The sequence below is a fragment of the Prevotella pectinovora genome, from assembly GCF_000834015.1.
In the GTDB taxonomy this organism is placed as follows: Bacteria; Bacteroidota; Bacteroidia; order Bacteroidales; family Bacteroidaceae; genus Prevotella; species Prevotella pectinovora.
The window spans coordinates 160,872-178,036 of the sequence record NZ_JXQI01000026.1; the positions used below are offsets into that span (position 1 = coordinate 160,872).

Here is a 17,165-nt window from a genome sequence, read left to right on the forward strand (position 1 = left end):
AATATATGGCAAATAGAATTTGGAACAAAATCGAAGGATTCGATTTTAAGGAGATATTGTTCGAAGAGTGTGAAGGCGTGGCAAAAATCACTATAAATCGCCCACGATATAGAAATGCCTTCACTCCACTTACCACACATGAGATGAGCCTTGCCTTCGCTTACTGTAGAGAGGCTCAGAATATCTCTGTCGTATTGCTCACAGGAGCAGGCGACAAAGCCTTCTGTTCTGGTGGCGACATGAATGTTAAAGGAAGGGGCGGATATGTAGGTAATGACGGAGTGCCACGTCTGAATGTGCTCGATGTACAGAAGCAGATTCGCTCCTTGCCAAAACCTGTTATCGCTATGGTAAACGGATATGCGATAGGAGGAGGACACGTGCTTCACTTGATGTGTGACCTGACGATAGCCAGCGAAAACGCCATTTTTGGGCAAACAGGTCCAAAGGTGGGATCATTTGATGCAGGTTTCGGAGCTTCTTATTTAGCTCGCATCGTTGGGCAGAAGAAGGCTAGAGAGATATGGTTCTTGTGTAGACAATATTCTGCGGAAGAGGCAGAGAGAATGGGAATGGTAAACAAGGTAGTGCCTTTCGATAGTCTTGAGGACGAATGTATGGAGTGGGCCCACACAATGATGGAACGTAGTCCATTGGCTCTGAGAATGATAAAGGCAGGACTTAATGCGGAGCTCGATGGACAGGCAGGTATTCAGGAGTTAGCGGGTGATGCAACCATGCTTTATTATTTCCTTGATGAGGCACAGGAAGGTGGCAAGGCATTCTTGGAGAAGCGTAAGCCTGATTTTGGGAAGTATCCTAAACTGCCTTGATTTACAAGTATTAGTGAGTATCCATTTTTTTAATACATACTTCTATACTTTTGATTTTAAACTTTAGAAGTTAAAGCTATCAGTAGATATGTATAAGATTAGTATTGAGAAGAAGAGATTACATTTCAAACAGCCTGCTGGCACATCTCGTGGCATTTACACCACACGAGATATATGGCTGATAAAGCTTGCTTCCGATAAAATTCCAGGAAGATTGGGAATCGGAGAATGTGCTCCGCTTCCTGATCTTAGTTGTGATGCTTCAGACGATTTTGATGAAAGATTGCTGGAATTGTGCTCAATTTTCAAGCAGAATGGCAGGATTGATTATTCCCTCATGCGACCCTATCCGTCGGCTTTGTTTGGATTGGAAACAGCTCTTCTGAATCTTGAGAATGGAGATAAGCTTTTCGATACACCATTTTCGCGAGGAGAGATTGGTATTCCTATCAACGGACTCGTATGGATGGGATCATTCGATGAGATGAACAAGCGTATAGAGGACAAATTATCAGAAGGCTTCAGATGTATAAAACTAAAAATCGGGGCAATCGACTTTGATAGTGAAATGACACTGATAAAGAGTATCAGGAAGAGATATTCGAAGTCTGCCATTGAGCTAAGGGTAGATGCCAATGGAGGATTCACTGCTGATGATGCAATGTCACGTCTAGAAGAGCTATCGAAATACGATATTCATTCAATCGAACAACCTATACGACAGAAGCAATGGCATGAGATGTCGTACCTGTGTGCAAATACTCCAGTGCCAATTGCTCTTGACGAAGAACTTATAGGTGTAAATATTCCAAAGATGAAGGATGATCTTCTTGATTTTATCAAGCCACAATATATTGTGCTGAAACCCACATTGCATGGTGGAATGAAGGGTACACGTGAGTGGATAGAAAAGTCTCGATTAAGGAATGTAGGTAGTTGGATAACAAGTGCATTGGAGAGCAGTGTTGGTCTGAGTGCCATAGCTCAGCTCACATCCGACATTTACGGTAATGACATAACGATGGCCCAGGGGCTCGGAACAGGTGCCTTGTTTGCCGACAACCTGCCATCACAGACGGAGATACGTGGAGACAAGATATGGATGACAGGAAAGAAATGACTCTTGATGAGTTTTATAAAGAATGGAATAGCGCATTGTCCACAGTTATAGTGAACACGAGTGGGTCTACAGGAAAACCGAAATCAATGAGAGTCGAGAAGTCACGGATGATTGAAAGTGCTAAGATGACATGCTCTTTCCTTGGGCTTACTTCTGACGATTCTGCTTTGCTTTGTATGCCGTTGCGGTATATAGCCGGCAAGATGGTAGTTGTGAGGACTCTTGTTTCTGGCATGAGACTGATTTCCATCCCTCCAACAAGTCATCCGCTTAAAGATCTGGAAGATATTCCCACATTTGCCGCAATGGTACCTATGCAGGTGTTCAACTCGTTGTCTGTTCCTGAAGAGGCTGACAAACTGAAAAGAATAAAGAACCTGATTATTGGTGGTGGTCCAGTCAATGATCTTCTATACAGTAAACTTCAGCATTTCCCTAATGCCGTGTGGAGTACTTATGGCATGACTGAAACTTTGTCGCATATAGCCATGAGGCGTTTGAATGGCCCCACTGCTTCTGAATATTACATTCCACTTGATGGAATTCATTTGTCTGTAAATGAAATGGGGTGTCTCTGCATAGATGCCCCGAAGATATGTCCGGAAGTGTTGCAAACCAATGATATTGTGAAGTTTGATTCTGAAGGACACCGATTTAAAGTCCTTGGCAGGATAGACAATGTAATAATTAGCGGTGGTGTCAAAATACATATTGAGGAGGTGGAAAAGATGTTAGAGCCCATTATTGCCCCTCCCTTTGCCATAACAAAAAAATCGGATAAGAAGTTCGGAGAAATTGTTGTGATGGTAATACAGAGGCCATTTACAGAAGCGGATTTACCTAACATCAGAGAACAGATAGAAGCCACTTTGCCCATGTATTGGCAACCCAAACGCTATGTCGTAATTGACAAGATTCCTATGACTGCTACCGGCAAGATTGCCCGCAGCGCATTGCAGGATATAGTTGAGAAAATGTAACATCTTATATCATTCAGATGATTCATCAGGAAATAATAATCTTTTGTCCCGTTCAATGGCTGCTCTAGTCCATTCGAATGGGACGAAGTGCCAGTTGGCTGTGAATGATATATCATTAGAAACGAGTTTCTTCCTGAATTCTTTTATCAGATAATTTCTTTCACATTCCTTACTCTCGGCAACTTTTCTCCTTTTAAGTTGTTCATGAGAAATTCCTGCTCCCTTGAGCAAAAATTCGTTTCCGCCATTGCCACGATAGCTATGCATTGCCACGAGGTAATATGTGTCAAAGCGAAAGGATTTGCCAGAAGAAAGGCTTCTTATATTTATCCGATTGCCATAGTTCTTGGTAACATCAACAGTATAGTTGATGCCTGCAGCCGTCTCGAAGTTGTAAACTAAGTTTTTGAAGAATGTAAACGACTTGCCTTCGTATTCGTATGTCTTTATCTTCATTATGTGGTCAGAGGGTGACGACATGGTTTCTATCCATAAGTCATAGCTGTATTCAAGGTATCTTTTGATTTCTTTTCCTGTCATTTTCAATACGAATATAGAATTCTCGTATTTGTATATGTTGAAAATGTCAGCTATTCTCACATCACCCGGTCCTATCTCCTCATCAAAGGCAAGCGGAGCGGCAAATGATATTTCAGCACCTGTTGTTTCTAATTGTACTTTATGGATAAGCGAGGACAGAGGTGCTGCACCGAAGAAACAATCTCTAGTGCGTAATGGTATATCAATATTAGCTATTCTTTCGTCGAGGAGTGCTTTCGCTTCGTTGATATCAATTTTGAAAAGCTTTTCAAAATCACTGTTGACAGGATAATTCTCTGAGAATAATTGTCGTTCCTGTATGAGTTCTTTACACCATTTATGTTTCACGCTTGAGTTCTTTTCATCCGAACTGAATGTCACTTCCACTTCATTGAATTGTATTGCGTCGCTTGAGGCATTGAGGCATAGCACTTCACGCCCTTCTCTATTGCGTATCCATTTTTTGCAGCTTTTGTGGTCGTGTCCGAAAAAGATGATGTCGAAGCCATCAACCTCTTCAGCAATGGCTCTGGATGCGTTTTCAATCATATCACCATCGTTGATGCCACCAGTCCATCCTGTATGAAAGAGACCGACAATGAGGTCTGGTTCTTCTTCTCTAATAGTGTTAATCCAACGTCTGGCACTTTCAATAGGATTTTCAAGGCTTATGCCATGCCATAACGAACTGCTGAGCCAATATGGAATAGCCGTTGTAGTTATTCCTAACACAGCTATGCGTATGCCATCTCTTATAATAATGGTGTAAGGTTTGAAATAAGGTTTATTATCTTTCTTCTGGATATAATTGGCTGAAAGTATTGGAGCTTGTGTCTCTGCTATCCATTTGTCGTAAACCGCATGACCTGTCTCTATATCATGGTTGCCAATGCATACGGCATCATAGCCTAAATGATTAAGAACTCTGGCTGCAAGACATGAATGAGAGCGATTTACGAATGATGAGTAATAACATGTAGGGTGACCTTGCAGTATATCTCCGAGGTCGAGCAAAATAAGTTTGTCGCCAAGTTTCTGCCTTTCGCCAGCTATATATGATGAAATGCGTGATAAACAAGCGGTTGCTTCTTTCCGCTTTATGAAATCATAGGAAAAGAAGCAACCGTGAATGTCACCAGTCTGTATAATTTTTATTATTACATCAGGCATATTCTGTTTTCCTGCAGTGGGGATACATTGCGGCTTTATCCGATTTTGATTAACTGCAGGCTTGATATCTTACCGTCTGAATCGATGTGGCCTACAACTTTATATTGGTTGAATTTGTCTTTTGATGAATCGATATTACTTACAGATTCGTCTACCGTGAATTCAACGTCATACTCATATGTGTTGTTGCCCATATCCTTTTTCTTTATTTTGTAGTCTCCGTTAGGACGCCATGTAAGACTCCTCACTTCATCCTTGTAGAGTTTGTGGAGGAACGTTATTACATCATTCTTTGTAGCGTTAGCATTATTGAGGAAATGCAGTGTGCTGCTCACAGCAGACGTCAGTCCCATCTCATCATTACTGTTAATACCGTTGAAAAACTGTCGGAATATGCTAGTAATCAACTGCTTATCCTCACCATTAACAGTTGTGGCATCCAGTTTGTCCAGCTTTTCTTGTGCTTCAACAGCGTGCTCTCCGTCATTATGTTCAGAGAGATAAGCCTGGAATGCTTCCGGAGTATTCTGTCTTACACAGGTTGCCCAGTCTATAGAGTCTATCTTATGCTCAGCTTCTGCTTTGTGCATAGTGTCAGGATGCTTTTCAAGATATGCCTGAATCGCACTCTTGGAATTGCTCAACAATGCGTTAGTCCACTCTGCGTCATTCATTTGTAGAATCTTCAAGTGCGCTTCAATGGAGTCCCTGTGTTCCTGAGGAGCGTCTCTGAAGCTGTCAAGATAATCTTGTAGCACCGCCGGGTCAGAACTTTCCATCGCATTAAGATATGCCTCCTGCTCATCTCCATGAAGAGTATTCATAGAAGAGGCATACCAGATTCCTGCTCCGAGTATCACTATCAAACCTATAACAATAGCAATAATCATATTCTTTTTATTGCTTTGTGTTGGCTGTGGCGTAACTATAGCTTCTTGATTAGCTGGAACATTCCCCTGGGTTGTATTGTTTTGTCGTGGATAGGCTTGGTTGCCTTGCGGAGTGAAAGCAGTGTTGCCTTGGCTTGCCGGAGTGTCTGGAGCCATATGGCATACAGGACAAACTGGTTGTCCTTTGATATATACGCTTCCACAATGTGGGCATCTCTGAATATTGCCCTGTATTCTGATACCACAATTGGGACAACTGGCAGCCATGTCACTGATTTGATGGCCGCATTCTGGACATTTTATAATAGCCATGATGATTTATTGTTATTTAATGAATATTTCTATGTTTTGTTATTAATACTCCCAATAATCGGATTATTTCTGTGTACTGCCGTTAATGATGCCTGAAACGTATTTCTCTCATGCTATGACGTCCCATGAACCGGCTTTTGTCTACATACGTGTTGATTCCGTTTATCCTTCCTTTAGCTGTGTATTGCCACATGTCGAAATCTCTGTTGTCAGCAAGTTTGGGTTCTCTTGAGGAGTATTGGGCTATCATCAACTTGTAGCCGTCTATCTTTCCCTTCAGATGCTTGTTGTAGAAGTTCGTACCAGTATATAATAGCGGTTTTTGTCTGTATTCCTTTTCAACGAGAATCAGAAACTTCATAAGCGAGTCGCAGAATTCTTCTGTACCAAGTCCGCTTGTCGTTTCTATGTCAATCATCGGTAGAAGATCCTGATCGCCTGGTCTACATTGAGATTTGAAGTTTTCCATCTGTTGAACCAGATCCACCTTTGGACGAAAGAAATGGTATGAACCAACCTTCAGCCCATAACGATGAGCCAATTCGATGTTCTTTTTGTATGTAGGGTCTATACGTGTCCCGCCCTCTGTAGCTTTCAGATAAACGTATGCCATTTTGCTGTTGTCACCAACTGCTTCCCAAAACACCTCTCCTTGATAGTGGCTCAAGTCTATACCATGTATGTGGCGGCATGTGTCTTCACATTGCACGTATGATTCATATGATTGCGCACTGACTGAAGTGGAACAGAATGAAATTATGCCCAACGTCAGAATCTTAATTTCTTTGAATATTTTCATGATTTGCAAAGTTACTTCATTCTTCAGGCTTGACAAAATAAATTAAACTTAATTAGTTATTCCTCTATTTCTGAAAGACTTTTTGATATGTTCGACATTATTTTGCATAAGGATTCAGAATGTGAATAGCTATAGAATCTTACGCAATTGGTGATGTTATATTTACCGAACGAGCGACCAAACTTGTTTGCCTTGTATGTTCTCATAAGCGATTGGTCTGTCAACAGTCGTGCACGCTTGTCAAACTTCTTTATATATGGGAACTCGTCTGTCTCGAACGAAAACAATTCCGTCAATACGCTTGCTTGGAGACTTGCCATTTTCTTAAGTTTCAGACGCTGGATCCAGCTTTCCACTTTCACAAAGTCAACGAGCTGTCCCTTTGTCTTTAGAAACACCCCTAACTCTATCATGCCTCTCAAACGTATCCCATGACGCAGTATGATATTCGAGTTTTGAAGTATCAAACCGAGAAAATCCAGAGATATCTTCGACGTGTCAATGCTATGTCTTTCCTTGTAGACGATGTCTTTCAGTACATACTTCTTGACGATATAGTTAAGGTTTTGCATTTCAAGGTCTTCAAAGTCAAAATCCGAGCACACCCCGTCTTTTTCAGAGAATGTGCCTTTGGCGAATAGTACTTTTATTTCGTATGGCATGTCGAGATGCTTGTCACTTTCGTGGGCAACAATCGCCTTGAAGACGATTGGGACAACGTCTTCAATGACTGATATTTTATAAAGAACTCCCCATTTGAATGCTGTCATTGGCTCAATCTCGTGTCTTGATCCGAATGCGCCATCGTCCAACAATGATATGAGATTATCAAGTACGGTATTCATGTTAACTGTATTTTTTAGGGTATCTGAACAATATCGAACCTACAGAAACGGCAAAAAGTACGAATGGATAATATAGATGGCTGATGATATCCATCGGACTCACGGCTGCGAGTCCTGTAGCCATAAGTATCTGTGCGCCGTATGGCAGTATGCTCTGTATGCAGCAGGAAAATGTGTCAAGTATGCTGGCGCTTTTTCTGTTGTCTACACCGAACTTGTCGCCAATATCCTTTGATATGGAGCCAACGGTCAGAATGGCTACAGTATTATTTGCCGTGCACACGTTCACTATGCTTACGAGCGAAGCAATTGTAAGCTCGCAACTTCTTCTGTTGCTTATCTTGTTTGTTATCAAGCGTATCAGATAGTCAAGTGCGCCATTGTCGCTCAGCGTTTTGAGCAATCCTCCCGCTAACAGGGCAACTACTATGAGATCTCCCATCGCCGTAATGCCGTCGCCCATCGACTGACACCAGCCAAAGAAGTCAAACGCATTGAATGCCATGCCCACAACACCTGTGGAAAGTATGCCTAACGTAAGAACTATCAGAACATTTAGTCCACAGATGGCTGATATGATGACAATCAGATAAGGTATGATTTTTATTATATTTGCCGAAGGGATGTTGGTTGGTGAGTTCACTCCCTGGCCAACAAACATATATACCACCATTACTATTATCGCGACAGGAATTGTGGTATATGAATTCACAAGGAATTTGTCGCTTTGTTTGCATACCTGAGTATTGGTTGCAACAATAGTCGTGTCGGATATGAACGAGAGATTGTCGCCAAAGAACGACCCACCGACTATGACTGCCACCATTAACGGGACGCTCGTGCCGGTGGAGTGGGCGAGTCCTGCAGCGATAGGAGTGAGAGCCACTATTGTTCCTACGCTTGTTCCGATGGAAAGCGAAATGAAGCAAGCCGCAATGAAGAGGCCTGGCATTATCATGTTGTCAGGAAGGACGCTCAATGTGAAATTCACAGTATCGTCAATACATCCAGCTGTCTTGGCCGAATTTGCGAAAGCGCCGGCCATAATGAATATACATGCCATAAGCATAATGTCTTTTGCCCCAGCTCCGATGCAGAAGGAATCTATTCTCTGCTTGAAGGCTTTGCCTCTCGACACGGCTATTGCATATATGCAGGCTGTCATGAAAGCAATAGTGATAGGCATCTTGTAGAAGTCGCCTGCTATTAATGACGACACGAAATAAACTATCACGAAGAGAATAAGCGGTGACAACGCCAAAAGCCCTTTCTTATGGTTTAAATTCTCGTTTTGCATTCTTATTATGACTTTTAGGAAATATCTTCTTTTATATTAATGGTTAAACTTTATTATAACATGTTCATTCCAAATACTCCTTAACTATAGAATCTGAACTATTCTGTTATTTGAAAATAGTGAACAGCCGCTTTGAATTTACAACTCATAGAGTTAGGTATTAAAACCCCGCTGTTTTTTGTTTGCAAGCAGCTGCTTTAAGCATTGAAATCCGTAGGATTATAATTGGAGCATAACAATTTCTTGAATGGTGTGGCCAATTGCATTTTGCTTCCGAATTGACTGTAGGTTCAGGGACCTGTTGTTGATATCCGCCTTGATTATATACTTACAAGAAGGAGTCAAGAACTTGACGCTCTGTTGACTCCTTCTTATTCGTAATCTCTCATCCAGTCAATGCAAAGCTACAAAAACGGATGGATAATCTTTCGTTACAGCGTAACGCCATTCTTGAAAATTGCTATCTCTCGATAACCATTCTTCTCGTTGTTGGCCTTTTCTCCACTTGCCACAGCAATCACTTTGTCAATGAATTTATCAAGCAATGTAGGCATGTCTGTACCTTCTACAAGTTCGCCAGCGTTGAAGTCTATCCAGTTAGGCTTGTTATTGGCCAGGTTGCTGTTTGTCGAAATCTTCATTGTCGGGATGAATGTGCCGAAAGGCGTACCGCGACCTGTCGTGAAGAGAACTATCTGGCAACCGGAAGCTGCAAGAGCCGTTGCTGCCACAAGGTCATTGCCTGGTGCTGAAAGGAGATTCAGCCCCTTAACCTGAAGTCTGTCGCCATATCCGAGTACTCCGCTAACAGGTGCGCGTCCGCATTTCTGTGTGCACCCAAGAGCTTTATCCTCGAGAGTGGATATTCCACCAGCCTTGTTGCCTGGTGAAGGATTCTCACCAACAGGTTCGCCATGGCTGAGGAAGTATTCCTTGAAATCGTTTACGAGTTTTACAGTTTGCTCAAACAAATTTTCATTCTCACAACGGTTCATCAGTATAGTTTCTGCACCAAACATTTCTGGCACCTCAGTAAGAATTGACGTACCACCCTGTGCTACGATATAATCGGACAGTTCACCAACAAGTGGGTTTGCCGTGATTCCGCTGAAGCCATCACTTCCTCCGCACTTGAGTCCGATGCGGAGTTCATTCAGCGGGCAGTCTGTACGCTTGTCCTCCTTGGCGACTTTGTAAAGCGAGCGTAGAATTTTCATGCCTTCTTCTATTTCGTCTCCCTTCACGTTCTGTACAACCATGAACTTTATTCGCTCCTTGTCGTAGTCGCCAAGTAGTTTTTCAAACTGGTCAGGCTGGTTGTTCTCACATCCGAGACCCAAGACAAGCACTGCTCCCGCATTAGGATGGAGAACGATGTCACGCAGCACCTTGCGGGTGTTTTCGTGGTCTTCGCTCAACTGTGAGCAACCGAAGTTGTGATGCCAGGCATGAACAGCGTCGATTCCCTCTAAGTTTGTTTCCTTTTCAATCATGTTGGCGAGGCGCTCGGCAATGCCGTTGACACATCCCACGGTCGGCACAACCCAAATTTCGTTTCTTACGCCCACTTCTCCGTTCTTTCTAACGTAGCCTTGGAACGTGCGATTGTCTTTCTTTATGTCGAGTTTCTCATTTACGGGGCAATATTCATATGTAAGCGTACCTGAAAGGTTTGTTTTCAGGTTGTTCTCGTTTACCCATTGGCCTTGCTTCAGGTCCTCCTTAGCATGACCGATAGGATAACCATATTTAATGATGTTCACGTTAGCAGGCGTATCCTTGATCAGAATTTTGTGGCCGGCAGGCGTATTCTGGAGCACGGTTATCTCCTTTCCATCTACATTGATTGTCTCACCTTTATCAATAGGGCGCAGACAAACCACTACAGAGTCTGCAGGGTTGATTTTGATGAATGCTGAAATATTCATGATGTTTTTTTTGATTTGTATTATTTTGTTTTTATAATTGAATTTCCGTCTTTTAACAGTTCACATAATGATGTCGATTCAGTATGCATTACATCAGGCTTACAACTGAGTTCTTCTGTAGAAATCAACGTTTTCTTTCGACAACAGCTCTATTGGCATGTAGTTGGTCGGATCCACCTTCTTGTGAAGCACTATTGCCTTGAAAAGAGAATCAACGCAGTGGTAACCTTGCATGTAAGCATGCTGGGCTATCAAAAACGAAATGGAGCCTTTCCTCAGGCATTGAGCGTTTTTTTCTACCATATCATATCCCATTATCTGTACACTTCTTCTATTGGTCTTGAGTAGAAACTCACCAACGATATGGGCCTTTGAGCCGAGGGTGATGCAGTTTCTAATTCCGGGATGGGCAGAGAAGAACTGTTCCAGTTTCTTCTCGTTGCTCTCTGGACTTCCTTCAACGGGTACGTCAAGCTCGGCAATCCTGACATTCGGAAAATGTTCATTCATATAATGACGGAATCCCAATTCACGGTTCTCCTGCTGACGGCTTGCCACTTTGCCGTTTTTCATGCGTTTGAAAAGCATTATCTCTTTATCATTAACAGCCAGGAGCATCAGCATCTTGGCAGCGAATTTGCCGCTCGAGAATGAATCCTGGCCAAAAAATGTCAGGGGGTTGACGTCGGGAATATAAGAATCGAGCAGAATAAACGGAATTTTCCTTTCATGCAACATCTCGCAGAAATGTTTTGTGACCTTGATATCAGCAGGCACGACAATTACCCCATTCGGTTTCTTCTCCAGGCATTCTTTCGTTGTCTGGACAAATGACTTGATGTCATAACGTTGGTAATACATAATTTCCGTGCTTATATGGAAATCCCGCCTCGTTTCACAGGCTTTTGCTGTTCCGTCTTCAATTTCCTCCCAATATGCTTCTGATTCATGTTGGGGGATAATACAGTAAAACTGATATGATTTGTTGTATGCAAGAGCGCTTGCATACATGTTGGGCTGGTAGTTTATTTCTTTTAGCACTTTTTCTACTTTCTCACGTGCTTTTTTTGATACGTTTGGACGGTTGTGAAGCACTCGGTCAACAGTTCCGACCGATACGCCAGACTTTTCAGCTATATCTTTTATCCTAACCTTTTCTGTCATTATAAATGAGGTCTTAGTCAACTACTTTTTTGATTGTTCATTTGCAAAAATAAGAAGAATAATTTAAATATACCTTATTTTAAAGCTCATTTTTGACAAAATCGCAATTTTTTCAATTTTTATTTGTGTGGATGGGTGTAAAACTGTAATTTTGTAAACGAAAAATTAGGCAAAAACATTCTTAAATAATTAATTTATCAAAAACAAATGGCTAAAGTAGTAACAATGGGCGAGATCATGCTTCGCCTTTCTTCTCCTGGACAGAAGAGATTTATCCAGAGTGATTCATTCGATGTCGTATATGGCGGTGGCGAGGCTAACGTTGCTGTAAGTGCGGCAAACTATGGACATGAGGCTTACTTTGTAACTAAAGTTCCTACACACGAGATCGGCCAGTGCGCAGTAAACGCTCTTCGCCGATATGGTGTACATACAGATTTCATAGCACGCGGAGGTAACCGTCTTGGTATCTATTTCCTTGAGACAGGTGCTTCTATGCGTCCTTCAAAGGTCGTTTACGACCGTGCCGGAAGCTCTATAGCAGAGGCTGATGCCAAGGATTTTGACTTTGACTCAATCATGGAGGGAGCACAGTGGTTCCATTGGAGCGGCATAACTCCAGCAATAAGCGACAAAGCTGCAGAGCTGACAAGACTCGCATGCGAGGCAGCAAAGCGTCACGGTGTAACAGTAAGTTGCGATTTGAACTTCCGTAAGAAGCTTTGGACTTCAGAGAAAGCTCAAAGCATCATGAAACCTTTGATGCAGTATGTTGACGTTTGTATCGGCAACGAAGAGGACGCACAACTCTGCCTTGGATTTAAGCCAGACGCTGACGTAGAGGGTGGAAAGACCGACGCTGAGGGATATTACGGAATCTTCCAGGGAATGATGAAGGAATTCGGATTCAAATTCGTGGTTTCGACCCTTCGCGAGTCTTACTCTGCAACTCACAATGGATGGAAAGCCCTTATCTACAACGGAAAGGACTTCTATCAGAGCAAACACTACGATATCATGCCAATCATTGACCGAGTAGGCGGTGGCGACAGCTTCGCAGGCGGACTTATACATGGTTTGCTGACATGGCCTGAAGATCAGGGCAAAGCTCTCGAGTTTGCAGTAGCTGCTTCTGCTTTGAAGCATACAATTCCTGGTGACTTCAACCTCATGAGCAAAGAAGAGGTGGAGAATCTTGCCGGTGGTGATGCTTCAGGTCGTGTACAGCGATAAAAACGGAGAACAAGGAAAACATCAGATGGTGACAGTTTAAAACTATCTGTCAATATCCGCAGTATTAATTTTAATTTTTAAAATAGTAGCAACAACATAAATATGGCAAAATTTGACAAATTGGCAGTCTTGAACAAGATTGGCCAGACAGGTATGGTGCCTGTGTTTTATGATAAAGACGCTGAAGTGGCAAAGCAAGTAGTTAAGGCTTGCTATGAGGGTGGAGTTCGTGCTTTTGAGTTTACTAACCGTGGTGATTTCGCTCATGAGGTATTCGAAGAAGTGGTGAAGTTCGCTGCAGTAGAATGTCCAGAGATGGCCCTCGGCGTTGGTTCGGTAGTTGACCCTGCGACAGCGGTTCTCTATATTCAACTTGGAGCATGCTTCGTAGTTGGCCCATTGTTTAACCCTGAGGTGGCAAAGGTATGCAACCGTCGCCTCGTCCCATACACTCCAGGATGCGGAAGCGTGTCTGAGGTAGGCGCTGCTCAGGAAGTCGGATGTGATTTGTGCAAGATTTTCCCTGGCGATGTTTTAGGTCCAAAACTGGTTAAGGGTTTGAAAGCGCCAATGCCATGGTCAAAACTCATGGTAACAGGTGGAGTTTCTCCTGATGAGGAAAACCTCACTTCCTGGATTAAGGCGGGCGTTTATTGCGTAGGAATGGGATCTAAGTTGTTCCCTAAGGATGTTGTAGCTGCCAAGAACTGGAAAGCTATTTCAGACAAATGTGCAGAAGCTCTCGGATACATTGCTAAGGCTCGCGGATAATATTATGACATACAAGGGCTTCATAGGCGTTGTCTGCCTATGGAGCCTTTATCTTTGTTTGGCATGTACTGACTCTCGCCACGAGTATGCAGACAGGCTGAACGAAATATCTTATGCTTTCCACTATAAAAATTTGGATTCGACTTATTGCTATGCAATGAAAGCATTTGTAGCCTCAGACAATTATTCTTCGGGCAAAGCGGAGGCCCTAAATAATTTGGCTTTTGTAAGCATAGCAAAAATGGATTATGATCGCGCTGCTTGTCAACTTGATAGCGTCCTGGAACTGACGAACAATCAAATAGAACTTCTTATTGCCGATGTCCAGTATATGAGGCTTTGCCAAAGGAAAGCCCAGAACAAAGAGTTCTATGACTATAAAGAACGTGCTCTGCAGCGATTGAAGAGAATCAACGAAGAGCGTGATAACCTATTGCCAAAAGATGAGAAAAGATTGATATACGCTGAAACAGAGTATGCATTGGTTGCATCTACATACTATTATTATGTAGGAATGTTTGAGCAGTCTCTAGCGGAATTGAAATCAATTGATATAGAAGGACTGATGCAAAAGGATACAAGTCAGTATCTAAATATGCTATATCAATATGGTAGTGGTGGATTAATACACAGTAAGAACAGGGTAGAGACAAAACAGATTGAATATGAAATGCTTGTTGAATGCTATCTGCTATCAAAAAAAAGCGGATTTGTTTACTGGGAAGCTAACTCTATGCAAGCAGTAAGCGAACACCTTACGTCATTGTCTGACAGAGCCATAATCCTTGACAACAACAGAGTTTCTATAGGTTTCCTAAACAGTGACAACATGCCAGACTCCCTACTCGCTGGATATCTTGCACAAAAGTCAATGGAGATGTTTAAGGATTATGGAGATGAATATCAGACTGCAGGCTCTTTGAGAACTCTTGCTGCATGTTATAGGGAAATAGGAGATAATGAAAGCGCATTGATTTGTCTGAAGAAATCATTGGCAGACAAGAAAATAAGACAGGCTCCAGACCTTGTGGCGAGCATTTATGAGCAGTTGAGCATTGTATATTCTTCAATGGATGATAAATACAACAGTGACGTAAACAGAAACCTTTACTTAGATCTTCAGGATAAAACAAGGCAGGACATGGAGCTAGATGCAAGAGCCTCTATGCTAGAGCAGACATCAAGAACGATGAATATAATGATTCTTGTTGTCATCGTGTTGATTATATGTCTTTCTCTTTTGATTTACAAATTACTACAACATCGCTCGGCTGATAGTACACCATATGAATTCTTTGACAAACTATTGCTTAAGTCAAAGAGTGATAACACTCTATTAATAAGAAAATTAGAAGATGAAATTGAAGCCGCTAAAGATAACATATCAATAGCGAAACTACATCTTGAGAACAACAAAAGAAGGAATATAGAAAACAGATCGAAAGTATTTCTTGTAAACAGCGTCATGCCCCTCATTGACCGTATGGCAAACGAGGTTGACAAACTGATGAAAAGAAAAGAAAGACCACAAAATAGAGAAGAAAGAATCACATACATATCCGAACTGTCACAGACAATCGAGAAATACAATAGTACTCTTACGGATTGGATAAAGTTAGAGCAGGGCGAGATATATCTCAAAATTGTCAGTTTCAAGCTTCAGGATCTATTTGACATAGTTAACAAAAGTAAAACTGTATTTGAACTACAAGGCATTTCTCTCGTTGTAGAACAGACAAGTGTCTGCGTGAAAGCAGATAGGGTGTTGACATTATTCATGATAAACACAATAGCGGACAATGCCAGGAAATTCACCGCTCCTGGGGGCATGGTGCGAATTTTTGCTGAAGAGAAAGACGATTATGTTGAGATTTCCATTAAAGACAATGGAAAGGGAATGAGCCGTGAAGAATTGTCTTGCGTATTCAACAGAAAGGTAAGCGACGGGCATGGTTTCGGGCTCATGAACTGTAAAGGCATTCTTAACAAATACCGCAAATCAAGCAAGATATTCAATGTTTGTGAATTGTCTGCAGAAAGCGAAGTAGGGAAGGGCAGTCGCTTCTTCTTCAAATTGCCCAAAGGAATAGTAACAGCGTTATGTTTGCTTATGATGCCTGCATTAGGAATCGCAAACGGTTCAATTTATAAATTTAAACATAAAAACAGTGATTTTGACTATTGCATTAAAATGGCAGCCACATACGCTGATTCTGCCTATTATTCAAATGTCAACGCTTCTTATTCCAAAACTCTGGAGTTTACCGATTCTGCCAGAATATGGCTGAACAGACATTATGCCAGCACTTACAAGAATGGGCATGAGTTTATGCACAGAATCGGTGCGAGCACAACTAATTCTCCTGAACTGAAATGGTTTAGGATGGGTATCCGTACAAACTATAAGATAATACTTGACATAAGAAATGAAAGTGCTATCGCAGCACTTGCCCTTCACGAATGGGGTTTATACGAATACAACAATTCGATATATACAAAACTCTTCAAAGAAGTTTATTCGGACAAATCTCTTGGAGAGTATTGTAGAATCATGCAACAATCAGAGACGAATAAAAACATAGCGATTGTACTTCTTATAATACTTTTAATTGCGCTATTCATGGCAGCTTATACGCTGTATTACAGGCATGCTATGAAAATCAGTTCTATAAAAGAATTGAAGAAACGTCTAGAAAATGTTGTCGACTGTGACAAAGAGCTGAAAGACAAATTGTCTTTCTTGCTTGGAATAAGCGATAGTATAACCGACAAGTCAATAAAAGAAGAATTTACAAAAATTCTGTCTGAATATCATAGTACGGTTGAACAAGAATATAATTTGAAAGACAATCTTCAAATACTAGAAGACACTCTTGGCAAATTGAATTATGAAATAGACAGGCTTTATGTTTGCAATAACATATTGGATAATTGTTTGAGCACTATCAAGCATGAGACCATGTATTATCCGTCGCGGATATACAATTATTTGGAAAGCCCCGACACGAAAAAGCGCATAGCGCGCATAACATTGCCAGACGGCCTGACAAAAGCTAATACTGATTTGAATGAATTGTCTGCATTAGTGAATTATTATAAGGAATTGTATGGAATTCTTTGCACACAGGTTGAGATGCAAGTTGGTTCCTATCGCTTCGCCTGCAGCCAAATCAACATGTCGGAATATCTTAAAGGATGTGACTTGAAAACTGTTGGAGACAAAGAACTTTTTTCTTATATGTTTCTAATAATAAGAAGAATGAATAAAGGCGTGCAACCTTCA

The 17,165-nt window shown here is 41.6% G+C and carries 13 protein-coding genes and 1 pseudogene; 6 read left to right on the top strand and 8 right to left on the bottom strand.

Annotated elements, in window-relative coordinates:
* Positions 1–5: 5 nt before the first annotated feature.
* The 3 genes from menB (at position 6) to ST42_RS04010 (ending at position 2,933) form a co-directional block, all read left to right on the top strand.
* Positions 6–833 carry a 1,4-dihydroxy-2-naphthoyl-CoA synthase gene (gene menB, locus ST42_RS04000; RefSeq protein WP_022316462.1) on the top strand — a complete coding sequence of 276 codons (828 nt, stop codon included), beginning with the start codon at positions 6–8 and terminating at the stop codon, positions 831–833.
* An 88-nt stretch (positions 834–921) separates the two neighbouring features.
* Entirely contained in the window at positions 922–1,953 is a 1,032-nt protein-coding gene (locus tag ST42_RS04005) for an o-succinylbenzoate synthase (protein ID WP_044072407.1), read from the top strand.
* Positions 1,932–2,933 (top strand): AMP-binding protein, encoded by a 1,002-nt coding sequence (locus ST42_RS04010; protein ID WP_316931823.1) that lies wholly within the window; start codon positions 1,932–1,934, stop codon positions 2,931–2,933. The genes ST42_RS04005 and ST42_RS04010 overlap by 22 nt, the downstream gene beginning before the upstream one ends.
* A gap of 9 nt (positions 2,934–2,942) precedes the next feature.
* Here ST42_RS04010 and ST42_RS04015 read toward each other — a convergent pair whose 3' ends face one another.
* The 8 genes and pseudogenes from ST42_RS04015 to ST42_RS04045 form a co-directional block, all read right to left on the bottom strand.
* Entirely contained in the window at positions 2,943–4,643 is a 1,701-nt protein-coding gene (locus tag ST42_RS04015; protein ID WP_052488219.1) for a bifunctional metallophosphatase/5'-nucleotidase, read from the bottom strand.
* A gap of 35 nt (positions 4,644–4,678) precedes the next feature.
* Entirely contained in the window at positions 4,679–5,533 is an 855-nt protein-coding gene (locus ST42_RS04020; protein ID WP_052484626.1) for a hypothetical protein, read from the bottom strand.
* Between the two features lie 171 nt (positions 5,534–5,704).
* Positions 5,705–5,845: pseudogene (locus ST42_RS14555) on the bottom strand (zinc-ribbon domain-containing protein); the annotation flags it as partial.
* 82 nt (positions 5,846–5,927) lie between these two features.
* Entirely contained in the window at positions 5,928–6,644 is a 717-nt protein-coding gene (locus ST42_RS04025) for a glycoside hydrolase family 25 protein (protein ID WP_042519637.1), read from the bottom strand.
* Between the two features lie 56 nt (positions 6,645–6,700).
* On the bottom strand, positions 6,701–7,489 hold the full coding sequence (locus ST42_RS04030) for a hypothetical protein (protein WP_044072413.1): 789 nt from the start codon (positions 7,487–7,489) through the stop codon (positions 6,701–6,703).
* A gap of 1 nt (position 7,490) precedes the next feature.
* Positions 7,491–8,786, bottom strand: coding sequence for a Na+/H+ antiporter NhaC family protein (locus ST42_RS04035; RefSeq protein ID WP_044072414.1), 1,296 nt, complete (start codon positions 8,784–8,786; stop codon positions 7,491–7,493).
* Positions 8,787–9,217: 431 nt separating this feature from the next.
* Positions 9,218–10,714 (bottom strand): UxaA family hydrolase, encoded by a 1,497-nt coding sequence (locus tag ST42_RS04040; protein ID WP_022316454.1) that lies wholly within the window; start codon positions 10,712–10,714, stop codon positions 9,218–9,220.
* A 99-nt stretch (positions 10,715–10,813) separates the two neighbouring features.
* Positions 10,814–11,878 carry a LacI family DNA-binding transcriptional regulator gene (locus ST42_RS04045; protein WP_044072434.1) on the bottom strand — a complete coding sequence of 355 codons (1,065 nt, stop codon included), beginning with the start codon at positions 11,876–11,878 and terminating at the stop codon, positions 10,814–10,816.
* A 207-nt stretch (positions 11,879–12,085) separates the two neighbouring features.
* Between ST42_RS04045 and ST42_RS04050 the strand changes: the two genes are divergently transcribed.
* From ST42_RS04050 to ST42_RS04060, 3 genes are all read left to right on the top strand, one after another.
* Positions 12,086–13,111, top strand: a complete 1,026-nt coding sequence (locus tag ST42_RS04050; protein WP_022316452.1) for a sugar kinase — start codon at positions 12,086–12,088, stop codon at positions 13,109–13,111.
* Between the two features lie 102 nt (positions 13,112–13,213).
* Positions 13,214–13,882, top strand: coding sequence for a bifunctional 4-hydroxy-2-oxoglutarate aldolase/2-dehydro-3-deoxy-phosphogluconate aldolase (locus ST42_RS04055; RefSeq protein ID WP_022316451.1), 669 nt, complete (start codon positions 13,214–13,216; stop codon positions 13,880–13,882).
* A gap of 4 nt (positions 13,883–13,886) precedes the next feature.
* On the top strand, positions 13,887–17,165 hold a 3,279-nt coding region (locus ST42_RS04060), incomplete at its 3' end, for a sensor histidine kinase (protein WP_044072436.1).

Coding starts and splice junctions, on each gene's coding strand:
- menB (WP_022316462.1), top strand. CDS start 6: ATGGCAAATAGAATTTGGAACAAAATCGAAGGATTCGATTTTAAGGAG.
- ST42_RS04005 (WP_044072407.1), top strand. CDS start 922: ATGTATAAGATTAGTATTGAGAAGAAGAGATTACATTTCAAACAGCCT.
- ST42_RS04010 (WP_316931823.1), top strand. CDS start 1,932: ATGGATGACAGGAAAGAAATGACTCTTGATGAGTTTTATAAAGAATGG.
- ST42_RS04015 (WP_052488219.1), bottom strand. CDS start 4,643: ATGCCTGATGTAATAATAAAAATTATACAGACTGGTGACATTCACGGT.
- ST42_RS04020 (WP_052484626.1), bottom strand. CDS start 5,533: ATGATTATTGCTATTGTTATAGGTTTGATAGTGATACTCGGAGCAGGA.
- ST42_RS04025 (WP_042519637.1), bottom strand. CDS start 6,644: ATGAAAATATTCAAAGAAATTAAGATTCTGACGTTGGGCATAATTTCA.
- ST42_RS04030 (WP_044072413.1), bottom strand. CDS start 7,489: ATGAATACCGTACTTGATAATCTCATATCATTGTTGGACGATGGCGCA.
- ST42_RS04035 (WP_044072414.1), bottom strand. CDS start 8,786: ATGCAAAACGAGAATTTAAACCATAAGAAAGGGCTTTTGGCGTTGTCA.
- ST42_RS04040 (WP_022316454.1), bottom strand. CDS start 10,714: ATGAATATTTCAGCATTCATCAAAATCAACCCTGCAGACTCTGTAGTG.
- ST42_RS04045 (WP_044072434.1), bottom strand. CDS start 11,878: ATGACAGAAAAGGTTAGGATAAAAGATATAGCTGAAAAGTCTGGCGTA.
- ST42_RS04050 (WP_022316452.1), top strand. CDS start 12,086: ATGGCTAAAGTAGTAACAATGGGCGAGATCATGCTTCGCCTTTCTTCT.
- ST42_RS04055 (WP_022316451.1), top strand. CDS start 13,214: ATGGCAAAATTTGACAAATTGGCAGTCTTGAACAAGATTGGCCAGACA.